The organism is Geobacter sp. (assembly GCF_027327745.1).
GTDB lineage: Bacteria > Desulfobacterota > Desulfuromonadia > Geobacterales > Geobacteraceae > Geobacter.
Window position 1 is genome coordinate 16,132 of the sequence record NZ_DAHVYG010000025.1, and the last position, 21,824, is coordinate 37,955.

General features: G+C 63.9%; 20 protein-coding genes. 13 read left to right on the top strand and 7 right to left on the bottom strand.

What is annotated here, in order from left to right; genetic code table 11:
- Positions 1–49: 49 nt before the first annotated feature.
- The 7 genes from M6689_RS04645 to dnaA form a co-directional block, all read right to left on the bottom strand.
- A complete protein-coding gene (locus tag M6689_RS04645) occupies positions 50–1,057 on the bottom strand; it encodes an NAD(P)H-dependent glycerol-3-phosphate dehydrogenase (protein WP_298268387.1) in 1,008 nt (335 codons plus the stop codon).
- Positions 1,058–1,100: 43 nt separating this feature from the next.
- The gene (locus M6689_RS04650; RefSeq protein WP_298268389.1) at positions 1,101–2,681 is read right to left on the bottom strand and encodes a HEAT repeat domain-containing protein; all 1,581 of its coding nucleotides are present in this window, start codon (positions 2,679–2,681) and stop codon (positions 1,101–1,103) included.
- A gap of 59 nt (positions 2,682–2,740) precedes the next feature.
- Positions 2,741–5,302: a DNA gyrase subunit A gene (gene gyrA / locus M6689_RS04655; protein ID WP_298268391.1), complete on the bottom strand. Its 2,562-nt coding sequence runs from the start codon at positions 5,300–5,302 to the stop codon at positions 2,741–2,743.
- Between the two features lie 37 nt (positions 5,303–5,339).
- Positions 5,340–7,727, bottom strand: a complete 2,388-nt coding sequence (gyrB, locus tag M6689_RS04660; RefSeq protein WP_298268393.1) for a DNA topoisomerase (ATP-hydrolyzing) subunit B — start codon at positions 7,725–7,727, stop codon at positions 5,340–5,342.
- Positions 7,728–7,736: 9 nt separating this feature from the next.
- Entirely contained in the window at positions 7,737–8,834 is a 1,098-nt protein-coding gene (gene recF, locus M6689_RS04665; protein WP_298268397.1) for a DNA replication/repair protein RecF, read from the bottom strand.
- Between the two features lie 86 nt (positions 8,835–8,920).
- Positions 8,921–10,039: a DNA polymerase III subunit beta gene (gene dnaN, locus M6689_RS04670; RefSeq protein WP_298268399.1), complete on the bottom strand. Its 1,119-nt coding sequence runs from the start codon at positions 10,037–10,039 to the stop codon at positions 8,921–8,923.
- A 225-nt stretch (positions 10,040–10,264) separates the two neighbouring features.
- Complete coding sequence (gene dnaA / locus M6689_RS04675) at positions 10,265–11,617, bottom strand: chromosomal replication initiator protein DnaA (RefSeq protein WP_298268403.1); 1,353 nt, start codon at positions 11,615–11,617, stop codon at positions 10,265–10,267.
- Positions 11,618–11,909: 292 nt separating this feature from the next.
- Here dnaA and rpmH point away from each other — a divergent pair, with 292 nt between their 5' ends.
- The 13 genes from rpmH (at position 11,910) to def (ending at position 21,804) form a co-directional block, all read left to right on the top strand.
- On the top strand, positions 11,910–12,059 hold the full coding sequence (gene rpmH / locus M6689_RS04680) for a 50S ribosomal protein L34 (RefSeq protein ID WP_039745041.1): 150 nt from the start codon (positions 11,910–11,912) through the stop codon (positions 12,057–12,059).
- Between the two features lie 9 nt (positions 12,060–12,068).
- Complete coding sequence (rnpA, locus tag M6689_RS04685; protein WP_298268450.1) at positions 12,069–12,413, top strand: ribonuclease P protein component; 345 nt, start codon at positions 12,069–12,071, stop codon at positions 12,411–12,413.
- Positions 12,407–12,616: a membrane protein insertion efficiency factor YidD gene (gene yidD / locus M6689_RS04690; protein WP_298268411.1), complete on the top strand. Its 210-nt coding sequence runs from the start codon at positions 12,407–12,409 to the stop codon at positions 12,614–12,616. Before rnpA ends, yidD begins: the two co-directional genes overlap by 7 nt.
- A gap of 17 nt (positions 12,617–12,633) precedes the next feature.
- A complete protein-coding gene (yidC, locus tag M6689_RS04695; RefSeq protein WP_298268413.1) occupies positions 12,634–14,214 on the top strand; it encodes a membrane protein insertase YidC in 1,581 nt (526 codons plus the stop codon).
- A gap of 10 nt (positions 14,215–14,224) precedes the next feature.
- Positions 14,225–15,595: a tRNA uridine-5-carboxymethylaminomethyl(34) synthesis GTPase MnmE gene (gene mnmE / locus M6689_RS04700; protein WP_298268416.1), complete on the top strand. Its 1,371-nt coding sequence runs from the start codon at positions 14,225–14,227 to the stop codon at positions 15,593–15,595.
- Between the two features lie 109 nt (positions 15,596–15,704).
- Positions 15,705–17,579 (top strand): tRNA uridine-5-carboxymethylaminomethyl(34) synthesis enzyme MnmG, encoded by a 1,875-nt coding sequence (mnmG, locus tag M6689_RS04705; RefSeq protein WP_298268421.1) that lies wholly within the window; start codon positions 15,705–15,707, stop codon positions 17,577–17,579.
- Between the two features lies 1 nt (position 17,580).
- Positions 17,581–18,276 carry a 16S rRNA (guanine(527)-N(7))-methyltransferase RsmG gene (rsmG, locus tag M6689_RS04710; protein ID WP_298268424.1) on the top strand — a complete coding sequence of 232 codons (696 nt, stop codon included), beginning with the start codon at positions 17,581–17,583 and terminating at the stop codon, positions 18,274–18,276.
- A gap of 185 nt (positions 18,277–18,461) precedes the next feature.
- Complete coding sequence (locus M6689_RS04715) at positions 18,462–19,190, top strand: glycine zipper family protein (protein ID WP_298268427.1); 729 nt, start codon at positions 18,462–18,464, stop codon at positions 19,188–19,190.
- Between the two features lie 71 nt (positions 19,191–19,261).
- Positions 19,262–19,654: a YbgC/FadM family acyl-CoA thioesterase gene (locus tag M6689_RS04720; RefSeq protein ID WP_298268430.1), complete on the top strand. Its 393-nt coding sequence runs from the start codon at positions 19,262–19,264 to the stop codon at positions 19,652–19,654.
- Positions 19,626–20,291, top strand: coding sequence for a hypothetical protein (locus M6689_RS04725; protein ID WP_298268432.1), 666 nt, complete (start codon positions 19,626–19,628; stop codon positions 20,289–20,291). Before M6689_RS04720 ends, M6689_RS04725 begins: the two co-directional genes overlap by 29 nt.
- Before the next feature lie 18 nt (positions 20,292–20,309).
- Positions 20,310–20,621, top strand: a complete 312-nt coding sequence (locus M6689_RS04730) for a hypothetical protein (RefSeq protein WP_298268434.1) — start codon at positions 20,310–20,312, stop codon at positions 20,619–20,621.
- Between the two features lie 111 nt (positions 20,622–20,732).
- A complete protein-coding gene (locus M6689_RS04735) occupies positions 20,733–21,293 on the top strand; it encodes an ACT domain-containing protein (protein ID WP_298268436.1) in 561 nt (186 codons plus the stop codon).
- 4 nt (positions 21,294–21,297) lie between these two features.
- Positions 21,298–21,804: a peptide deformylase gene (gene def, locus M6689_RS04740; RefSeq protein ID WP_298268439.1), complete on the top strand. Its 507-nt coding sequence runs from the start codon at positions 21,298–21,300 to the stop codon at positions 21,802–21,804.
- The last annotated feature ends 20 nt before the right edge of the window (positions 21,805–21,824 follow it).

Genomic DNA, 21,824 nt, shown 5'->3' on the forward strand with positions numbered 1-21,824 from the left:
GCGGGAAGGGGCGGCGGGGTGAAGGAGAGAGGCGGTGCGGCGGGCGGGCCTAGCCACGCTCCGCCTTCGGGTCCCGGGTCATCAGCTCCAGCACCGCCTGGCGGGCCGGCTTGTCCTCGTAGAGCACCTGGTGGACCTTCTCGGTGATCGGCATCTCCACCCCGAGCCGGGCGGCGAGGCGCCAGGCCGACTCGGCGGTCTTCACCCCCTCGGCCACCATCCGCATCTCGCCGAGGATCTCGGCCAGCCGCATCCCCTGGCCAAGCTTCATCCCGACGGTCCGGTTGCGGGAGAGGTCGCCGGTGCAGGTGAGGACCAGGTCCCCCATGCCGGCGAGGCCGGCGAAGGTGGCCGGATCGGCCCCCATGGCGACGCCGAGACGGGTCATCTCCGCCAGTCCCCGGGTGATGAGGGCCGCCCGGGTGTTGTGCCCGAGCCCGAGGCCGTCCGAGATCCCGGCGGCGACCGCAATGACGTTCTTGAGCGAGCCGCCGATCTCGACCCCCACCACGTCGGAGTTGGTGTAGACCCGGAAGTAGGGGGTGGCGAAGACGCGCTGGACGTGGGCGGCCACCGCCGGGTCGGCGGCCGCGGCCACCACCGCCGTCGGCATCTCCTGGGCCACCTCCCGGGCAAAGCTCGGCCCCGACAGGACGGCGAACCGCCGTGCGATTTCGGCGGGAAGGAGCTCCGCGCAGACCTGGTCGATGGTCATAAGGGTGTCGAGCTCGATCCCCTTGGAGGCGTTGACGAGGGTGACGCCGGGACGGAGAATGGGGGCAAGCTGCCGCAGCACCCCACGCATCACCTGGGAGGGGGAGGCGAGGAGGATCAGCTCCTTGCCGGCCACCGCCTCCTCCAGGGAGTTGGTGAACGCCAGACGGGGGGAGAGCGCGATGTCGGGAAGAAAGACGGCGTTGACGCGGTGCCCGCGCATCTCCGCCACCAGCTCCTGCTCGTAGGCCCAGAGCGTGACGTCCAGCCCCTTCTTGGCCAGAAGATTCGCCAGGGTGGTTCCCCAGCTACCCGCACCGATGACACCGATTTTCTCGCCCATGGAGACTCCCTCGCTCATGTTACTTGGCATTTCCGTCAACCCTTCAGTCCCACTCCCCGCCATCCTCGTCGTCCCAAGGGGTGGGGGGAAATTCGTACCCCTCGGCCCGGGCCTCCCGCACCATCATGATCAGATCCACCAGCCAGCGCCGGAGAAAGGGGTGCCGGTGGAGTGGAACCCCGCCACGGGAGAGGGTAACCGCCGCCGCCAGGGTCCGCTCCACGAGGAGCTCCTCCCGCCCCGTGCGCACCAGCAGGTCGGCGGTCAGGAAGAGCCGCCGGACGATCCGCTCCAGCCGGGGTGACACCTGTTCCCGGCACCAGCGCTCCAGAAAACGGTCGATCCCCACCTCGTCCCGCCGGTCGAAGGGGTCATCATCACCGAGCCGCTCCAGCTCTTCGGCCAGAAGGCGGGTGTGGCCGGTGAAGACGAACCAGCCGTCGAAAAACCAGTCCTGCAGCAGTTCCTCCGTTTCGGCCAGACGCCACGGCACTGCGGCCTGCTCCGGGTCCCTCCCGCCGAAGGAGGGGACGTAGGGAGCCGGCGCCAGGTCGAGGCCGGCAAAGATCCGCTGGCGGACGTAGAACTCGGGGGGGAGATAGAAGCCGGCCGCCATGCTGCAGTGGAGGGCATCCCGGACGAGTTCCGCTCCATGGGCCGGATCCACCTCCAGCAGCGACTCCTCGACCCGGTTTTCGGCGATGATCCGTTCGTACTCCTGGCGGGTGACACCGCTCCACCCCCACGCCTCCCGCATTCCCTCCATCTCATGGAGCTCCATGAACAGGAGGTCGAGCCGCTCCTCCCCGGCCCAGCGCGCCACCATGACGCAGCGCAGGCCGGCGGCGTCCACGGGGCTCGCGCAGACGGCATGGAAGGGGAGGAGGGGTCCCTCGACGGCAACCGGTTCCGGGCCGAGGCCGAGGAAGCTCAGGCGCCGCAGGCTTCGCTCCGCCAGGGAGCGGCACTCGGGCGCCGCTTCCGCCATGAAGCGGCGCAACAGGGCCGCCGCCTCGGGGGTCCGGACCCGCCCCAGGGTTTCCAGCACCTCCCGGAGGGTTTCCGGCTCGTCAAAGCCGAGGAGGACGGCGAAGATCTCCACCACCCGGGGATCCTCCACGCGGCCCAGTTCCCGGACGATGGCCCGCTGCACCTCCACATCGTAGGAGACGAAATCCTCCATGAACATCATCACCCCCTTCTCCCCCTTGCCGAGGAGCCGGGGGAGGGTCTCCCGGAGCGGCCCCCCCCTCTCGTCGAGGAGCCTGGCGAACGGGGGGGCGGAGACGTCTACCCCGTACCCCGCCAAGGCCGAAAGGAGCACCGACCGGGCCTCGTCCTCCAGGTCCGTGCGGGAGAGGGTGATGGCGATGAGTTGGTCGAGCCACGGCTCGTCCTCGAAGAAGTCGAGGAGGTAGGTGTAGCGCGAGATGAGGTCGCCGCTTCGCTCCTGCCAGAGACGGCGGACCAGGGGCGACAGGGCCCGGCGCCCCGCCTTCCTGAGCCGGGCCCCAATCTCCTCGATCTCGTCGACCGTGATGGATTCCTTCTTGAGCCGCTCCAGGAGATCGAGGATGCCCCGGCGCTCCCGAAGGGTAGTATCGATGGTGCGGTGACTTTTCATAAGCGGAACCGGAGATCGGGGACCGGCTCCATAACGCCGCCGGTCCGCGGCCATGGCGGTTACTCCTCCACGACCTCCGTCTCGGGGAGCCCGTCGCCCCCCTCGGCCCCCTCGTCCCCTTCCTCCTTCTCGGCGAGCTTCGCCACGGCGACGATCCGCTCGTTCTGCTCGGCGGTCATGAGCCTCACTCCCTGGGTGTTGCGGCCGATGACCGAGAACTGGGCCACCGGGATCCGGAGGATCTTTCCCTGGTCGGTGATGAGCATGAGATCGTTCTCGTCGGTGACCTGCATGATGTCCACCACGCAGCCGTTGCGCTCGGTGGTCTTGATGGTGATGATCCCCTTGCCGCCGCGGCTCTGGACCCGGTACTCGTCCAGCTCGGTCCGCTTGCCGAAGCCGTTCTCGGTGACGGTGAAGATGGTGGAGCCGGTGGCGTTGGGGTTGATGATCTCCATCCCGATCACCACGTCGTCGTCCTCCAGGGTCATCCCCCGCACCCCGCGGGAGACCCGCCCCAGGGGACGGGCGTCCTCCTCGTGGAAGCGGATCGACTTGCCGTTCTTCGAGGCGAGGAGCACGTCCTGGTTGCCGTCGGTGAGCGCCACGCTGATCAGCTTGTCGCCCTCATCCAGGTTCACGGCGATGATCCCGCCGCTGCGGATGTTGGCGTACTCCCGCAGGGGGCTCTTCTTCACCACCCCGAGGCGGGTCGCCATGATGATGTTCCGCTCGTCGTCGAACCCCTTCACAGAGAGGATGGCGGTGATCTGCTCGTTGGCCTGGAGATTCAGGAGATTGACGATCGCCTTGCCGCGGGTCGCCCGGCCCCCCTCGGGGATCTCGTAGACCTTGATCTGGTAGACCTTGCCGGCGTCGGTGAAGAAGAGCATGAAGTCCTTGCTGGAGGCGACGAAGAGGTGCTCGACGAAATCCTCTTCCTTGGTCTTCATCCCGGTCTTCCCCTTGCCGCCGCGGCGCTGGGAGCGGTACTGGGAGACGGCGGTCCGCTTGATGTAGCCGGTGTGGGAGACGGTGACCACCACGTCTTCCTCGACGATGGTATCCTCCAGGGAGATCTCAGCGGTCTTGTCGACGATCTCGGTGCGGCGGGGATCGCCGAACTTCTCCTTCAGCTCCCGCAGCTCCCCCACGATGATGGCGAGGATCTCCGCCTCGGAGGCGAGGATCTCCTTCAGCCGGGCGATGTACTTGAGGATCTCGGCGTATTCGTTGAGGATCTTCTCCCGCTCCAGGCCCGTGAGGCGCTGCAGCCGCATATCCAGGATCGCCTTCGCCTGCTCCTCGGAGAGGGTCGGCCGCTCCCCCTGGCGGGGGAGGGAGAGGCCGAACCTGGCCAGGAATTCCGGATCGGCAAAGGTTCCGGCCATGAGGCCCGCCTTCGCCTCCTCCGGGTTCTTTGACGAGCGGATCAGCTCGATCACCGCGTCGAGCCAGTCCAGCGCTATCTTGAGGCCTTCCAGGATATGGGCCCGGGCCTCGGCCTTCTTCAGGTCGAAGATGGTGCGGCGGGTGACGATCTCGCGGCGATGGTCGATGAAGTGGTCGATGGCGTCCCGCAGCGTCAGGACCCGCGGCCGCCCCCCCACGATGGCGAGCATGTTGATGCCGAAGGAGGTCTGCATCTGGGTCTGCTTGTAAAGGTGGTTGAGGATGATCTGCGGGTTCTCGTCCCGCTTCAGGTCGATGACGATCCGCATCCCGTCCCGGTCCGATTCGTCACGGATGTCGCTGATCCCCTCGATCTTCTTCTCCCGCACCAGCTCGGCGATCTTGGTGATCAGGTTCGCCTTGTTCACCTGGTAGGGGATCTCGGTGACGACGATGGACTGGCGCTCGGTCTTCTTCTGGGTCTCGACGAAGGCCCGGGCCCGCATCTGGACGATGCCGCGGCCGGTGCGGTACCCCTGGAGGATCCCCTCCCGCCCGTAGATGAAGCCGCCGGTGGGGAAGTCGGGGCCGGGGATGAGGGCCAGCAGCTCCTCGAAGCCTAGCTGCGGATTCCCGATGATGGCGATGATCCCCTCCACCACCTCCGAGAGGTTGTGGGGGGGGATGTTGGTCGCCATCCCGACGGCGATGCCGGAGGAGCCGTTCACCAGGAGGTTCGGGAACTTGGAGGGGAGGACCAGCGGCTCCTGGAGGGAGCCGTCGTAGTTCGGCCCCATCTCCACGGTCTCCTTCTCGATGTCGTTCAGGAGCTCGTGGGTGAGCTGCTCCATCCGGATTTCGGTGTAGCGCATGGCCGCCGGCGAGTCGCCGTCCACGGAGCCGAAGTTCCCCTGGCCGTCCACCAGGGGGTAGCGGAGCGAAAAGTCCTGGGCCATCCTGACGATGGTGTCGTAGGCCGCCGCATCGCCGTGGGGGTGATACTTACCGATCACGTCCCCGACCACGCGGGCCGATTTCTTGTACGGCTTGTTCCAGTCGTTCCCCATGTCGTACATGGCGTAGAGACAGCGCCGGTGGACCGGCTTCAGGCCGTCCCGCACATCGGGGAGCGCCCGGCCGATGATGACGCTCATGGCGTAGTCCATGTACGAGCGCTTCATCTCGTCTTCTATGTTGACGGCGGTCTTGTTCAGGGTCTGTTCAAGCATGTATAGGTTCCTCGGATTATCAAGGTAGTATCGGTCATCAGATGTCGAGGTTCGACACGTTCAGGGCGTTCTGCTCGATGAAATCCCGGCGGGGCTCCACCTGGTCCCCCATGAGGATGGTGAAGATGGTGTCGGCCTCCACGGCATCCTCGATCTTCACCTGCAGCAGCGTCCGGTTGCCGGGATCCATGGTGGTCTCCCAGAGCTGCTCCGGGTTCATCTCCCCAAGGCCCTTGTAGCGCTGGATTCCGAGTCCCTTCTTGGCGGCATCCATGAAGAAGGAGAGGAGCTCCAGGCCGATGGTGGTGGCGAAGAGCTCGCTCCCTTCGCTGGAGACCACGGCCCGGCCGTCGCCGAAGACCTCCCGGACCTTGCGGTGGCTCTCGGAGAGAAGCCCGTACTCGTAGGAGCCGATCAGGTCGAGGGTGTGCTGGTCCAGGGCGATCCGGAGGTTCCCCAGGCGCACGATCACCCGGCCGTCGTCCAGGGGGTTGAAGTCGGCCCCCGCGTAGACCCGGGGGAGATTGGCCAGGAAGGGGACGAGCTGGCCCATCTCCTCGATGCCCGGCTTCACCCGCAGCCGCAGCAGCACCCGCACGAGCTCCTCGTTGATCCCCTTGCGCACCACCTTGTCGAGGAGCGCCCGGAATTCCACCAGCTGCTTGAGGATCGGGATGATCTGCTTGCCGGTGTAGCTCTTCTCGCCGTTCTCCAGGAAGAGGAGCATGTCCTCGGTCCCCTCCTCCAGGAGGTAGGTCTGGAGGGACGCCTCGTTGCGCAGATAGAGCTCCTTGCGTCCCCGCTTCACCTTGTAGAGCGGCGGCTGGGCGATGTAGAGGTGTCCCCGCTCCACGATCTCCGGCATCTGCCGGAAGAAGAAGGTGAGAAGGAGGGTCAGGATGTGGGAGCCGTCCACGTCGGCGTCGGTCATGACGATGATCCGGTGGTAGCGGAGCTTCGCCACGTCGAAGTCGCCCTTGCCGATGCCGGTCCCCAGGGCCGTGATGAGGGTCCCGATCTCCTGGGAGGAGAGCATCTTGTCAAAGCGGGCCTTCTCCACGTTGAGGATCTTCCCCTTCAAGGGGAGGATCGCCTGGAACTTCCGGTCCCGCCCCTGCTTGGCGCTTCCGCCGGCGGAGTCACCCTCCACCAGATAGAGCTCGCACAGCGCCGGATCCCGCTCCTGGCAGTCGGCGAGCTTGCCGGGGAGGTTGGAGATGTCCAGGGCACCTTTCCGCCGGGTGAGCTCCCGGGCTTTCCGCGCCGCCTCCCGGGCCCGGGCCGCCTCGATGGACTTGCCGATGATATCCTTGGCGACCTTGGGGTTCTCCTCCAGGTAGACCGCTAGCTTCTCGTTCATGAGGGATTCCACGTACCCCTTCACCTCCGAGTTGCCGAGCTTGGTCTTGGTCTGCCCCTCGAACTGGGGCTGGGGGATCTTAGCCGAGATGACCGCCGTGAGCCCCTCCCGCAGGTCTTCGCCGGAGATGGCGACCTTCTCCTTCTTGAGGAGGTCGTTGGCGGTGGCGTAGGCGTTCATGGTGCGGGTGAGGGCCGCCCTAAACCCCACCAGGTGGGTCCCCCCCTCGTGGGTATTGATGTTGTTGGCGAAGGAGAAGACCTTCTCGTCGTAGGAGTCGTTGTACTGGAGGGCCACCTCTATCTCGACCCCTCCCTTCTCCCCCTTGAAGTAGATCGGCTTCGGGTGAAGGGGGGTGCGGTTGCGGTTCAGGTACTCCACGAAGGAGACGATCCCCCCCTCGTAGTGGAAGTCGTGGCGCTTTCCCTCCTCCCGCTCGTCGGCGATGGTGATCCTCACCCCGGCGTTGAGGAACGCCAGCTCCCGGAGCCGTTGCGACAGGACGTCGAAGGAGAACTCGGTGGTCTCGAAGATGGTGTCGTCGGGGAGGAAGGTGATCATGGTACCGCGCTTCTTGGTCTCCCCCGCCACCTCCAGGGGGGTCTGGGGATCGCCGCAGGCGTAGGACTGGCGGTAGACCGTGCCGTTGCGGCGGATTTCCAGCTCCAGCTTCTTGGAGAGGGCGTTCACCACCGAGACCCCGACACCGTGGAGCCCGCCGGAGACCTTGTAGGAGGAGTTGTCGAACTTGCCGCCGGCGTGGAGGACCGTCAGGACCACCTCCGCCGCCGACTTCCCCTCCGTCGGATGCATGTCGGTGGGGATGCCGCGGCCGTTGTCCACCACCGTCACCGAGCCGTCCAGGTGGATGGTGACGTTCACCTCGTCGCAGTAGCCGGCCAGGGCCTCGTCGATGGAGTTGTCGACGATCTCGTAGACCAGGTGGTGGAGCCCCTGGCTCGCCGTGGAGCCGATGTACATGGCGGGGCGCTTGCGGACCGCCGAGAGCCCCTCCAGGACCTTGATCTTGTCTGCACCGTAATCGTAATTCTGTTCGTCAGCCATGTTCTCCCTCTAGCAAAGCGTCACGGTTCCACGTGAAACGTGAAACGACGCGCGGGTGTCGATTCCCTCCAGGCGGAGGGATGAAACGTCGGTGGTGGTGATGAAGACCTGCATCCGTCTCTCCCGGAGGAAGGCCATCAGGTTCGCGTTGCGCTGCCGGTCCAGCTCCGACGAGATGTCGTCCAGCAGCAGCACCGGCGGCGCTCCGTGGAGCCGCTCCAGGTAGTCGATCTCGGCCATCTTGAGGGCGAGCACGAAGCTGCGCTGCTGCCCCTGGGAACCGTGGTGGCGGATCACCCGACCGTTCAGGGTGAATTCCACGTCGTCCCGGTGGGGGCCGACCACGCTACTCCCCCGGCGGAGCTCCTCGCCGCCATGGGTTGCATAAAGTCGCAGCAGTGCCTCTTTTCCGTCGCCGCCGGCCTCCGCGGGGGAGATGAGGTGGGGACGGTAGGCGAGCCCCGCCTCTTCGGCATCGCCGGCGATCTGCCGGTAAAAGTGGCGCACCAGCGGTTCGAGGCGGGAAAGATACTCCCGGCGCTTCGCCATGAGCCGCCCCCCCGCCTCCGCCAGCTGCTCCGTCCATACCTCGAGCCCCGCCGGTTCGCCTCTTCTCAGCAGGGCGTTGCGCTGCTTGAGGAGCCGCTGGTACTCGTGGTAGAGGATGAGATACCCGAGATCGCCGCTGAAGATGGCCCGGTCGAGATAGCGGCGCCGCAGCTCCGGTCCCCCGCGGACCATGCCGATTTCCTCCGGGGAGAAGACGACGGTGTTCACGGCTCCGAAGAAATCGGCGAGGCGCACTACCGGTTTTCCGTCTATGCGGGCCCTGCGCCCCTCCCGTCCCAGGCAGATGGCTATCTCCCGCCTGACGCCGTCCCGCTGGACCCACCCCTCCACCACGGAGTAGGGGCTCTCCCAGGTGATCAGGTCGGGGGTCCTGGTCAGGCGAAACGATTTCATGGTGCCGAGGAGGTAGATCGCCTCCAGGACCGATGTCTTCCCTTGGCCGTTGGCGCCATGCAGGATGTTGAACCGCTCGTTGAAGCAGATTTCTTCTTCGGCGATGTTGCGAAACGAGCGTATCCTGATCTTGGTCACGAGCATGGCTGAGCGGCTGAAAAAACGGCAAAAGGCCCCTCGCGGCGAGCGGCCTTTGCCTTCCGTGGCGAAACGGGGGCCGTAGAGATAGCTTAGAGCCTCATCGGCATGATGACCGCGGTGAATCCTTCGACGCCGGCGGGCTTCACGATGGCTGGGGAGAGCTCGTCCCGCAGCACCAGCGCCACTTCGCTTTCGTCCAGGACCGAGAGCACGTCGATGAGATACCTGGCGTTGAACCGGATCGAAAGCGGCTCGCCGCCGTATACCGCATCGAGGTCCTCCGTCGCCTCGCCAAGCTCCGGATTGCTGGAGGAGATCACCATCCGGTCCGCCTCGATATCCATCTTGATACCCTTGAACTTCTCGCTGGAAAGGATCGACATCCGGCGAAGCGAATGGAAGAACGGCTCCCGGGCGACGGTGACGATCTTGTCGTTGGCCACCGGCACGACGCGGGTGTAGTCGGGAAACTCCCCGTCCACGAGGCGCATCACGACCACCGTGTTCCCCTTCTTGATGACGGCGCTGTTGTCCATGAAACCGAGGGAGAGCTCGGTTGCCTCCTCCTCGCAGATCTTCTTCAGTTCGAAGATACCCTTTTTGGGGAAGATGACCCCCTTTGCCATCTCCGGCCCCACGGCACCGGCGAACTCCTTCTCGGTTATGGAGAGACGGTGGCCGTCGGTGGCCACCATCCGCAGGAGGGCCTTTCCCTCCTCTTCCACCGCTTTCACGAAGGTGCCGTTCAGGTTGTACTTTGTTTCGTCGAAGCAGATGGCGTAGGCGGTCTTTTCGATCATGTCGGCCAGGAGGCGGCTCTCGATCTGGATGAAGCTCTCCTCGTTCACCTTCGGGAAATAGGGGAACTCTTCGGGGGAAAGGCCGACGATGCTGAAGTACGCCTTGCCGCAGCGGATCTCGACCCAGTCATTCTCCTTGGTGGAAAAGGAGACCGCTTCGTCGGGAAGTTCCTTGATGATTTCGTAGAGCTTCTTTGCCGAGACGGTGATCTTCCCTTCCCGGACGATGCTGGTCTCGTAGGAGCTCTTCATCCCCACCTCGAGGTCGGTGGCGGTCAGCTCGATCCGGCCGTCGTGCGCCTCGATCAGGACGTTGGAGAGGATCGGCATAGTGTTGCGCTTTTCGACGATTCCCTGGATCTTCTGGAGGGCCCGCGCAAACGTATCCTTGTCAATTCTGAATTCCATTTCTCCTCCTTTTCAACAGGGCATCATGTATTTCAATTATGTTATTTAAAAAACAGTAGTATATAACAGTTTCCTGTGGAAGTGTGGATAACCGTGTAACCGTGCGACACAGAACCGGTTTCAGGGACGACAGTGGTGTTGACGGGCGTGGATTTTTCCACCTTTCACCCCTGCCGCTGCGCAATTCATCCACACCCCTTCCCGTTGTCCACAGGATTTTGCAGGTCAGCTCAACAACCCCTTGCGCAGGTTCTCGACGGTGCTCTTAATCTCGAAATCCTGGGTAAGGAGCTTCTCCACCTTTTTCACCGAGTGTATGATGGTGGAGTGGTCCTTGCCGCCGAATCGCTCACCGATCTCGGGATAGGACGCCTTGGTGAGGTCGCGGCAGAGGTAGATGGCGATCTGGCGGGGAACCACGAGGACCTTGAGTCTCTTGTCCGATTTCAGCTCCGACACCTTGATGCCGAAGTGCTCCGCCACGTACTTCTGGATCATCTCCACCGTGATTTCCTTCGTCTTGTCGACGATGATATCCTTGAGGACCTCGCGGGCCATATTGAGGGTGATGTTCTTGCCGGTCAGGCTCGAAACGGCTCCGAGCCGGATCAGCATTCCCTCCAGCTCCCGGACGTTGGAGGTGGCGCTGGAGGCGAGGAAGAGGGCCACGTCGTCGGGGAGGGCAATCCGGTCGTTCTCCGCCTTCTTCCGCAGGATCGCGATCTTGGTCTCGGTGTCGGGGGGCTGGATGTCGGCGATAAGCCCCCATTCGAAGCGCGAGCGAAGCCGCTCCTCCAGCCCCGGGATCTCCTTCGGGAATTTGTCGGAGGTGAGGACGATCTGCTTGTGGGACTCGTAGAGGGAGTTGAAGGTGTGGAAAAACTCCTCCTGGGTCGCCTCCTTGCCGGCGATGAACTGGATGTCGTCGATCAGAAGGATATCCATTTTCCGGAATTTGTTCCGGAACTGGTCCATCTTCTTGTACCGGATCGAGTTGATCATCTTGTTCATGAATTTTTCGGAGGTGTAGAAGCAGATGCGGGCCTTCCTGTTCTTCGTCAGGGCGTGGTTGCCGATGGCGGTGAGGAGGTGGGTCTTGCCGAGTCCCACGCCGCCGTAGATGAAGAGCGGATTGTACTTGCCCGCGGGGGAGTTGGCCACCGCCTGGGCCGCCGCATGGGCGAACTGGTTGCTTCCGCCGCAAACGAAGGTGTCGAAGGTGTACTTGGGATTGAGATTCGAGCTGAAGTCGCTCTCTGTCTTCGGTTCGGGGGAAGGCGCAGCGTCGGCCGCTTCAGCCGGAGCACCGGGACTTCCCTTTGCCTCGGAAGGTTCCCGGGGAGCAAGCTTCAACTCCACGTGAAACTGGGAATCGGTCAGGGAGTGGATCGACTCCTGGATCATGGAGAGATAACCTTTTTCCGTGATCCACTCTTTGAAAAACTTGTTAGGGACTTCCAGAAGGATGGAGTTTTTCTTCGTCCCGAGGAACCGGATCGGCTTGATCCAGGTGGAAAAGGTCTGCTGGGTAAGGACCTTTTCCATATTGGATTGTGCCAGAAGCCATACTTCTTCCATGAACGGACCTTCTCGGGAATCTTGCGGTTATGCACAGGTTTGTCAACATCTGTGCATAACTGCGATTGTCTTGGTAAATTGGGATGTTGGGGTGGAGATTGACGCGTAAATTCACGCTTGTGGATACCGATAAATTGATGGTGCAGACTAGCAGAGGTGCGGGTGCATTTGCAAGGTCAATTTTTCATACGGAGGTAAATTTATACTTGACAGCAGAGGGGTTAGACAGCTACAAATATCCTCTTCGCTAAAGTATTATATTTTACATCCTACCATCGAGGAGAACGACCATATGAAAAGAACGTACCAGCCGAGCAATATCTCGCGCAAGAGAACCCATGGCTTCCTGGTCCGGATGTCGACCAAGAACGGCCGTCTCGTCATCAAGCGCCGCCGTGCCAAGGGGAGAAAGCGCCTGTCGGTGGGGATCGCCGGCAAGTAGGCATTTCCCCTGTTCAGCTTCCCCAAGGAGTACCGCCTGCTGCGGAGAGCGGACTTTCTCCGGCTCTCCGCAGCGGCTCACAAACTTCATACCCCCAGCTTTCTGATACTGGCGGCTCCTTCCGCACACGGCAAGGGACGAATCGGCATCACGGTGAGCCGCAAGGTGGGGACTGCGGTGGTCCGCAACCGGATCAAGCGCCTCGTTCGGGAGTACTATCGGCATCACAAGGGGTGCTTCGTGTCGCTGGACGTCAATGTCATTGCCAGAAGAGGGGCTGAAAAGCTCGATTACCGGCTTGTCTCTCAGGAACTGGACAGGGCGGCGGAGCGCCTGGCAGGCATCCGATGCTGAAACTGGTCATTGCTTTAATCGTTTTCTATCAGAAGTATCTGTCACCCCTTTCGGGGCCCGCCTGTCGCTTTTACCCTTCCTGTTCCCAGTATTTCAAAGAATCGTTCGAGCGGCATGGTCTCCTGCGCGGGGGCTGGTATGCCATTATCAGGTTGATGAAATGCCACCCGTTTCACGCGGGGGGGTATGACCCCGTCAAGTAATCACCTCAGGAGCTGACATGGAAAAAAGGGCATTAATCGCGGTTGTCCTGTCGATACTCGTTTTCTACGGCTACGCTGCACTCTTTCCTGCCAAGAGGGTCGAAGGACCCGTCGCGCCGGCGACCGCTGTCCAGGAGCAGTCAAAACCGTCGCCGGCGATGACAGCGGCAACGCCGACCGCTGCGGTTTCCGCAACGGCTCCGGCGGTGCGCAAGGAGATTACGGTAGATTCGCCGGCATACACGGCCGTCTTTTCAACCCAGGGTGGAAACCTCGTCCGTCTGATCCTCAAGAAGTACCACGAGGCGGCAGATCCCCACAGCAAGAACGTTTCGCTTGTCGACGACCCCCAGGGGACGGTACTGACTGCGGCCCCGTGGGTAGGGCTTGACCGGGGGACAACCTTTACGCCGAGCGCCGATTCGTTGTCGGTGGGGGCGGGGGAAGCAAAGCAGCTCGTTTTCTCATGGACGGCGCCCGGCGGTGTGACTCTCCGCAAGACTTACAGTTTCCAGGGGAGAGACTACGGGATCGGTCTGGAATACAACGTGGCCAACGGCGGCGCGGTTCGGGTTGGCGGACCCCTCCAGACCGTCCTTACCTACCAGCTTGCTCCGAATGTAAAGGATAGCCGTTTCGAGACCCACGGTCCGGTAGTTTTTGCCCAGGACAAGCTGATAGTGGAAAAACCGAAGGACCTTCTGGCCCAGGCCAAATCTTATTCCGCCCCCCTCTGGAGCGGCTACGCCGACAAGTATTTCCTCTCGGCGCTCCTTGCCAGGGGGGGGAGCATTGCCACGGCATCGGTCAAGGCAATCCAGCCGGGAAAGTACGAGGAACTCATCTCGTCCCCCGAGATCGCCCTCAACCCGGGAGAATCCCGTGCCGTCTCCTATCGCCTCTATTTCGGCCCCAAGGACCTCGATATCCTCAAGGCCCAGGGGGAGAACCTCGAGCGGGCCATTGACCTCGGGTGGTTCGCCGTCCTGGCCAAGCCCCTTCTCCACGCCCTGAAATTCCTCCATCACTACGTGAAGAACTACGGCCTTGCCATTATCATCATCACGGTGATCATCAAGGTCCTGTTCTATCCGCTGACCCACTCGAGCTACAAGTCGATGAAGGAGATGCAGAAGCTCCAGCCGAAGATGCAGGAGGTGCGCGAGAAGTACAAGAATGATAGAGAGGCGATGAACCGGGCGATCATGGAGCTCTACCAGACCCACAAGGTGAATCCGCTGGGGGGATGCCTCCCGATGCTGGTGCAGATCCCGGTCTTTTTCGCCCTCTACAAGTCACTCATGTTTTCGATCGAGCTCCGTCACGCGCCGTTTTTCCTCTGGATCCAGGATCTTTCCGCCAAGGACCCTTACTACGTCACCCCGATCATCATGGGAATATCCATGGTCATCCAGCAGAAGATGACGCCGTCCCAGATGGACCCGGTCCAGCAGAAGATGATGATGGCGCTCCCCGTGGTCTTCACCTTCATGTTCCTCAACTTCCCGTCGGGCCTGGTCCTGTACTGGCTTGTGAACAACGTGCTGACCATCACCCAGCAGTATTACATCAACAAGAGCATCAGCGCGCGAGGATAGCGGCCGTCTCATGTACGTCGAAGATACCATAGCGGCAATCAGCACCCCCGTCGGCGAGGGGGGGGTCGGGATCATCAGGGTGAGCGGTCCCGACTCCCTCCCCATCGCCCGGCGACTCATCCGGCGCAACACCAACGGTGACTTCGAGAGTCACCGTTTTTATTATGGCTTCGTGATGGATCCGGAGACGGGAGATGTCGTGGATGAGGCGATGGCCGTCCTGATGCGGGCTCCCCGCTCCTACACGCGGGAGGATGTCCTTGAGATCCAGTGCCATGGAGGCTATCTGGTGACGCGGCGGGTCCTCGCGACGGTGCTTCGCTGCGGGGCGCGGCTTGCGGAACCGGGGGAGTTCACCCGGCGCGCGTTTCTGAACGGACGGATCGATCTCGTGCAGGCCGAGGCGGTGATCGACGTGATCCGCTCCAAGACCGACGCGGCCCTTTCCCTTGCGCAGCACCAGCGCGAGGGGCGCCTTTCCGAACGGATTGCGGCGGTGCAGGGGGACCTGCGTCATGCCCTTGCCCTCGTGGAGGCGTACATCGACTTTCCCGAGGACGAGGTCGATCCGGCTTTCCGCGGAGAGATCGAGAGCCGGAGCCGGGCCGCCCTTGCGACTGTGGAGGGGCTCCTGGCCGGGTTCGACGAGGGGAGGGTGCTCCGAGAGGGGGTAGCGGTGGTCATTGCCGGCAAGCCTAACGTCGGCAAGTCGAGCCTTCTTAATACGCTTCTTCAGGAGAAACGGGCCATTGTCACCTCGGTCCCCGGGACCACGCGGGACATCATCGAGGAGGTGGTCAACGTCAGGGGGCTTCCCCTCAGGATCCTCGATACGGCGGGGGTCAGGGAGTCGGAGGATGTCGTCGAGCAGGAGGGGGTGCGCCGGACCCTGGAGCGGATTCCACGGGCCGACCTCGTCCTCGTTCTCCTTGACGGCTCGCGGCCCTTGGACGACGATGACCGGAAGATCTTCGAGGCGGTTGAGGGACGTTGCTATCTCGTGGTGGTCAACAAGATGGATTTGCCCCGGAAGATCGACCTCTCCCGCACTTTTCCGGAGATGCCGGTCGTCGATGTTTCCACGGCGACGGGGGAGGGGATTGCCGCGCTCCGCGATCGTATCTATGATTCCTTCATCCACGGCCACGCCATCGACAGCCGCGAATACGTGGCACTTTCCCAGGTGCGCCACCGTGATGTCCTCGCCACGGCCCGTGAACGCATCAGGGGATTTCTTGACAATCTTTCCCGTGGAGAGACCCTGGACATCCTTGCCGTCGACCTTAAGGACGCCCTCCAGGCGGTGGGAGAGGTCACGGGGGAGACGACCCCCGACGATGTCCTGGATCTGATTTTCCAGCGTTTCTGTGTCGGGAAGTGAATGTTTCACGTGAAACGTTTCTGGTAACATGCAGTAAATACAAAGCAAAAACCTGGTATACAGTATTTCTTGCAGCTTCCTGTGAAACAGGGGCAGAGGTGACGGGCAGATGAATCCGATCGAATATGACAAGCGGTATGACGTCATCGTGGTGGGGGGTGGCCATGCTGGGTGCGAGGCGGCCCTGGCGGCGGCACGGATGGGGTGCGAGACCCTGCTCCTCACGATCAACCTGGACGCCATTGCCCTGATGTCGTGCAATCCGGCCATCGGCGGCCTTGCCAAGGGGCATCTGGTGAAGGAGATCGATGCCCTTGGCGGGGAGATGGGGAAAAACATCGACGCCACCGGGATCCAGTTCCGGATCCTCAATACCCGCAAGGGGCCGGCGGTTCGTGCCTCCCGGGCCCAGGCCGACAAGCAGCTCTACCGGCTCCGGATGAAGCGCGTCATGGAGCAGCAGGACCGCCTCTCCCTGAAGCAAGGCGAGGTGACCGCTCTGGTGGTGGAGGAGGGGAGGGTGCGGGGGGTCGACACCCGGGTGGGGGTCCGGTTCCTCGGTTCCACCGTCATCCTCACCACGGGGACCTTCATGCGGGGGCTCATCCATGTGGGGCTCACCAACTATCCCGGCGGAAGGGCGGGAGACCTCCCTTCGGTGGGGCTCTCGGACCAGCTTCGGGAGCTCGGCTTCACCGTCGGGCGTCTCAAGACCGGCACGCCGGCCCGGCTCGACGGCCGGACCATCGACTTCTCCCGTCTGGAGCCCCAGTACGGGGACGATCCGCCGGTGCCGTTCTCCTTTGCCACCGGGCGGATCGACACGCCCCAGGTGCCGTGCTACATCGCCTATACCAACGAGCGCTCCCACGAGATCATCCGTTCGGGGCTCGACCGCTCTCCCCTCTACGCCGGGGTCATCGAGGGGATCGGACCTCGCTACTGTCCCTCCATCGAGGACAAGGTAGTCCGGTTTCCGGAAAAGGACCGGCACCAGACCTTTCTGGAGCCCGAGGGGCGCGATACGGTGGAATACTATCCGTCGGGGCTCTCCACCTCCCTCCCGATCGATGTGCAGTGGGCCTTCTACCGCAGCATCGAGGGGCTGGAGAACGTGGAGATCATGCGTCCCGCCTATGCCATCGAGTACGATTACTGTGATCCGGTCCAGCTCCACGCGTCGCTGGAGACCAAGCCTGTCCGCGGGCTCTACCACGCCGGCCAGATCAACGGTACCTCGGGGTACGAGGAGGCGGCGGCCCAGGGACTGATGGCGGGGATCAACGCCGCGCTCCGGGTCCGGGATCGGGAGCCCCTCGTCCTCGGGAGGAGCGAGGCGTATATCGGGGTGATGATCGACGATCTCGTCACCCTCGGGACCAGGGAGCCGTACCGGATGTTCACCTCGCGGGCCGAGTACCGGCTCCTGCTCCGGGAGGACAACGCCGACCTGCGGCTCCGGGAGCGGGGACACGGGGTGGGGCTCGTGCCGGAGGAGGAGTACCGGCGCTTCCGGGAAAAACGGGAACGAATCGGTGCCGAGCTGGAGCGGCTTCAGGGGGCGAGGCTTCTTCCGTCCGAGGCGGATCCCGGCTTTCTTGCCGACTTCGGCATGGCCGGGCTGCAGAATTCCCTGACCTTTGAGCAGCTTCTCCGCCGCCCCGACATCACCTACGACGAGCTGATGCGGATCGACCCGGCAGCCGGGGAGGTCCCCCCGGCCGTGAGGGAGCAGGTGGAGATCCAGATCAAGTACCAGGGGTACATCGAGCGGCAGCTCGACCAGGTCGAAAAGGCCCGGAAGCTGGAAGGGACCCGTATTCCCGGCGACGTCGACTACGCAGTCATCCCCGGGCTTTCGGCCGAGGTGAGGGAAAAACTCATGAAATTCCGCCCCGATACCCTGGGGCAGGCATCGCGCATCCAGGGGGTGACGCCGGCGGCGGTGGGGATCCTCTCGGTGGCGATCAAGGCGCGGGGGTAATATGAACGCCGGCGCGCGGAATCTACTCCAGCGGGGGGGCGAGCAGCTCGGGGTCCACCTGGACCCGCACCAGCTCGGGCTTTTCGACCGTTTTGCGGCGGAGCTGGCGAAGTGGAACCGCAAGATCAATCTCACCGCCATCAAGGGGGACGAGGAGATCGTCCTCAAGCACTTCGTCGACTCCCTCGCCTGCTGCCGGGTGATCGGGGCGCGGGGGCGGCTCCTCGACCTGGGGTCGGGGGGAGGGTTCCCGGTTATCCCCCTGAAGATCGTTCGGCCCCATCTTGACGCGGTCTCCGTCGACGCCGTCGAGAAAAAGGTCATCTTCCAGCGGCACGTGGGGCGGCTTCTCGGGCTCCGCGGCTTCGAGGCGGTCCAGGCCCGGGGTGAGGAGCTGGCGGGGAGGTACGCCGGGCGGTTCGACTGGATCGTCTCCCGCGCCTTCACCGACATCCCGACCTTCGTCCGGATGGCCCTCCCGTGTCTGGCACCGGGTGGAAGGATAGTCGCCATGAAGGGGAAAGAGGGGCGGAAGGAGGGGGAAGCGGCGCGGCCGGCCCTGGCTGATCTGGGGGTAACGGTGGAAGAGATCCAGGAGTTCGAGCTCCCCCTCTCCGGCGCCGGGCGTTCCCTGGTGGTCCTCGTGCGGAGCCCCGAAGGGGGCAAAACGCACACAATGTCCCCCAAAGCCCCGTGAAGACGTTTTTGCCCCAAAGACAGGTCTTGGTATGGTCTGGCGACAAAAAACCGCTCCAGGGGGCCGTGACGGATTGGCGAAATTGCTTAAAATGTGTGCAGACCTTCCCCGGGGCGGTTGCGAGGACCGGGCGGGGTGATATCATGAACTCAGCGCGACACAGACTGTGACAGTCGGAGGCCGTCATGTACCAGAAACGGATCGCCCAATTCATTCTCCCCCTCTTTCTCCTTTCCGCCTGCACCGCGTACAAGAGCCAGTACGTCGGCTTCCGGCCGGCCGAGGAGTACGCCAACCACCAGCTGGTGAACGGCGTCACCATCGGCGGAGAGGCGTTCGCCGACAAGGTTGCCGCCGAGGAGGCCTTCGGCTTCGACATCAAGGGGGCCGGGGTGCTCCCGGTCCAGGTGGTGATGGGCAACAGGGGGAAGGGGCTTGAGATCGTCTCCTCTCAGACCTTTCTCGTGAACGACCAGAACCGCTACTTTCCGGTGATTCCCAACAACACGGCGGTGGACCGGATCGAGAAATCGACCCAGCTTGCCGCCTTCTTCGGGAAGGGGGCCGGCAAGGGGGCGCTCCTGGGAGCCGCTGGAGGGGCCATCCTCGGGGCGGCCCTCGGGATCGTCTCCGGCAGGAGCGTCGGCGAAGCCCTCGGCAAGGGGGCCGCCATCGGTGCCGCGGGTGGCGCGGTAATCGGCGGCGTCAAGGAGGGAACCTCCGAAGAGCGGGAGCGGAGCATCGTCGACGATATCCGGAACAAGGGGCTCGAAGGAAAGACGATCCCCCCCGACAGCATCGCCAGCGGCTTCCTCTTCTTCCCCGCCGAGGCGGACACCGCCCGGGAACTCCGGATGCAGCTGCGGGAGCGGGAGACCGGCAAGCTCCACAGCGTGATCCTGAAACTGAAATAACGGCTGTTCGCGCCGCCGTGCAAAGAGGCCCCCGGGCCTCTTTTGTCATGTGTACGAGGAAGGAGGGGAGCGTGGATTTTCGCGTTTATTACGAGGATACCGACGCCGGGGGGGTGGTCTACCATGCCCGTTATCTCGGATTTTTCGAGCGGGGGAGGTGCGAATTTCTCCGCGAGCGGGGGCTCTCGGTGAAGGAGCTCTCGGACCGCGGCTGGATCTTCCCCGTGGTGCGGCTGGAGATCGACTACCGGGCGCCGGCGGTCCTCGACGACCTGGTGCGGGTGGAGACCGAGGTGCTGGAGGTCGGGAAGACCTCGTTCACCGTCGGCCAGCAGGTGGTACGGCTTCCCGACGGCAAGTGCCTCGTGGCGGGGCGGGTGACGCTGGTCTGCGTCGGAGCGGGGATGCGGCCGAAGCGGCTGCCGGATGAGCTCCTTGCGGCGCTGGGTCAGGAGGCGCCGTGAGGGGACCCCGGGTGTCGGGATCGGCATGGCGGCCTACGAGGCGTGGCAGAACCGGCTCCTCACCCACGAGGAGATCATGCGCGACCGCTTCGTGGAGTCCCCCTTCGTCCACCCGAGCGTCATGGTCCGGCGAGATCTCCTTCTGCAGGCCGGGGGGTACCGCGATCGGGGGTGGGCCGAGGATTACGATCTCTGGCTGCGGCTCGCCGACGCCGGCGTCCGCTTCGCCCGGCTGCCGGAGGTGCTCTTCTTCTGGCGGGAGCGCCCCGGGCGGGCGACCCGGACCATGAAGGAATACACCGCCGCGGCGTTTCGCGACTGCAAGGTCCACCACCTGAGGGGCGGTTTTCTTGCCGGCGTGACGGAGGTGACCCTGGCCGGGGCCGGGCGGGAGGGAAGGGCCTGGCGCAGGTCGCTGGAGAGGGCCGGCGTGCGGGTCACCCGGTGGCTCGACGTGGACCCCCGCAAGGCCGGGCGCACGCTTCACGGGGCGCCGGTGCTCCTCCCCAGTGGGGTGCAGCCGGGGGAGGGGAAGATGCTCCTCACCGTAGGCACCCGCGGCGCCAGGGAGGCGGTGCGGTCGTGGGCCCGGGAGGCCGGATTCGGGGAAGGGATCGATTTCGTCTGCGTGACGTGAAAGGGGAGGGGGAGCTGCATGGGAATCGCAATCAAGGCGTCGGATCTCTACTACAAGTACCCGAAGGACGTAAAGAACCGGCACCGGCCGAAGTTCAGCGGCAAGCCCGATCCGGAGCCCTTCAACCGGGACGACCTCTACGAGGTGATCCCGATGCTGGAGGCGGTCATGGATGCCCTGGGGACCACCGACGGCCGGGTTCTCCACCTGGCCGAGGAGGTCATGCTGATGGAGATGCCGCGTTTCATCAACACACGGGAGCAGGTCTTCGACTGCCTCGTGGAGACCGTGCGGGAGCGCCTCGGCCTCCCCGCTCCCGAGCTGCCGTAACCCCTCCCTTTCTTGTCATTACGCCCCGCTTCTGTTATAGATGAAGGCCGCGCCGTCGTGGGCGGCCCCAGCCGTCGCGTCACCCGACCCTGATCCCTCGTGGGAGGAACCATGACCAGAAAAGATTCCCTGGCCCACTTTGCCGTCACCGTCGTCGGCAAGGACCGTCCCGGTATCGTCGCCGGTGCCACCGGCGTCCTGTACCGCCTAGGCTGCAACATCGAGGATTCCAGCTCCACCATGCTCGGCGGCGAGTTCTCCATGATCCTCATCGTCTCCCACGCAAAGCCGTTCACCAAGGGGCGCCTCCTCGACGAATTCCGGGGGCTTAGCGACGAGATGGGGCTGTCGGTGTCGGTCCGCCCCCTGACCCGCGGCGAGGCCGAGTACCGGGCCCCCGAGGGGGAACTCTGCATGGTGTCGGTCTACGGCTCCGACAAGCCGGGGATCGTCTACCGGGTGGCGCAGGAGTTCGCGCGGCGCTCGATCAACATCACCGATCTGAACACCAAGCTGATCGGCACGAAGGAAGAGCCGGTCTACGTCATGATGCTGGAGGCGGCCCTTCCCGACGGGATCGCCGTGGAGGATGTGGCGGCGCTGCTCGATGAAATCAAGAAGGAGCTGAACGTGGAGATCTCGGTCCGGTCCATCACCCCGGTCTCCCTCTGACGCCATGCCCGCACAGAAGATTCTCCTCTACCCCCACCCCGTTCTCAAGAAGTTCTGCAACCCGGTCCCCGCCATCGACGAGGAGATCAGACGCCTCACGGAAGATCTGGTCGACACCATGCGGGAAGGGCCGGGCTCGGTCGGCGTGGCCGCCCCCCAGATCGGCGCTACCCTCCGGCTCTGCGTGGTCGACGTCTCCGCAAGCCGCCTGGGGAGGGAGAACAACCACGGTCTCCTCGTCATGATCAACCCCGAGATCGTCCACCGGGAAGGGGCGACCATCGGCCGCGAAGGGTGCATGAGCGTCCCCGACTACACCGGCGACGTGGAGCGGGCCACCGCCGTCACGGTCCGCTTCCTGGACGGAGAGGGGACGCCGCGGGAGGTGGAGGCCTCCGGCTTCGAGGCGATCGCCATCCAGCACGAGATGGATCATCTGGACGGGATCCTCTTCCTGGACCGGATCGTGTCGCTCAAGACCGGGCTGTTCAGGCGGAAGAGCTACCGGTAGGGGGAACCTGCTGTTGAACC